The sequence below is a fragment of the Arthrobacter sp. 260 genome (genome assembly GCF_013116745.1).
Lineage (GTDB): Bacteria > Actinomycetota > Actinomycetes > Actinomycetales > Micrococcaceae > Arthrobacter_D.
Map to the genome: position 1 here is coordinate 1 of NZ_JABFOE010000030.1, position 1,505 is coordinate 1,505.

Genomic DNA, 1,505 nt, shown 5'->3' on the forward strand with positions numbered 1-1,505 from the left:
CTGCTTTCCATACCTCTATTCGATCACCCGCCACTGACAGTAATGATGAAATTGGTTGTGTTGCGGTGTGACTCTGCTACTGACTGACGCTCCGTGAAGGGGTTGTCTTCATTTTGATCTGTCCGCCGCAACGCAGCTGCAGTAAACGCGGCGGCCGGGTGGACATGACTTCATAGGAGCCTGTTCTAAAAGTCCCATTACTGTCTTGTCTGCCCACCCGACCGGCGTGCCCTTCGTGTTCCACCCGCATGCAACGGAAGGTCAGGGCAGTTTCATCATGACAAATGAACATCTCAAAGTCATCGCCGGCATTGATACTCATGCCGACACTCATCACGTCGCTATCATCTCCGAAACCGGATCACACCTTGCCGATCGGCAGTTCCTGGCCGTCGCGTCCGGCTACCGGGACATCATCTGCTTCATCACTGGCTTTGGATCGGTAATCGCTGCCGGCGTCGAAGGCACTGGCAGCTACGGTGCTGAGGTGGCACGGACCCTGGCGAAGGAGGGGATCCGCGTCGTGGAAGTCATGCGCCCGAACCGGCAAGGGCGCCGACTACGGGGTAAATCGGACCCAATCGACGCCTATCAGGCCGCTGAGTCCGTTCTCGCAGGCCGGGGTACTGCCACCCCTAAAGCTAGGGAAGGGGCGGTGGAATCACTGCGCGTTCTACGTATTGAACGATCCTCAGCCATGCGCTCACGAGTCGCCGTCATGACCCAGATCAAAAGCATCTTGGTTTCCGCACCCGAACCGCTCCGCGCCAAATACCGGGACTTAAGCAGCGCCGCAATGATGAGTGCACTTGAGAGGACCCGCCCCGCTGGAAGTATTTCCGACCCAGCCCACTGCACCGTTGTGGTGCTCAAACGACTCGCCGTCCGTTACCGACACTTGCATCAGGAACTTGCCCAGATCGACGCTGAACTCGACGCCCTCATCACCGTCCATGCTCCCTTACTCCGCGACCTTCAAGGCGTAGGAACCGACGTCGCCAGCCAACTACTGGTCACCGTGGGCGATAATCCTGAACGAATCGGCACGGAATCTAAATTCGCGGCCCTGGTCGGTGTCGCACCCGTCCCCGCGTCCTCGGGAAAAACCACCCGGCACCGACTCAGCCGCGGAGGCGACCGGCAAGCAAACAAGGCCATCCACCACGTCGCTCTCGTACGAATGATGAGCGACACCCGAACCAAAACCTACGTCGCCCGACGCCGGCAGGAAGGCAAAAATACCAAGGAAATTATGCGATGCCTCAAACGCTACATAGCCCGCGAAATCTATGATCAAATCCTCAACCCACAACCAGCGCCGAATGCCGGGATGCTGCGGGTACTGCGTAAAAGCAAGAACATCACCCTTCAAACGGCCGCCGACAATCTGCACGTCTGGACTTCATCCCTATCCAGACTCGAACGTGGACTCACACGCGACGACGCCCTGCACCAGCACTACACAAACTGGCTCAACGACCATTGACACCTATAGGAGCATCAAA

Annotated in this window: 1 protein-coding gene; it reads left to right on the forward strand. The window is 57.9% G+C overall.

Annotated features, from left to right (window positions below; translation table 11 throughout):
* The first annotated feature begins 277 nt into the window (after positions 1–277).
* Positions 278–1,486, forward strand: a complete 1,209-nt coding sequence (locus HMI57_RS18250) for an IS110 family transposase (RefSeq protein WP_171587417.1) — start codon at positions 278–280, stop codon at positions 1,484–1,486.
* The last annotated feature ends 19 nt before the right edge of the window (positions 1,487–1,505 follow it).

What these genes read in the sequence shown, in the direction of transcription:
- HMI57_RS18250 (WP_171587417.1), top strand. Translation starts at nt 278, where the DNA reads ATGACAAATGAACATCTCAAAGTCATCGCCGGCATTGATACTCATGCC.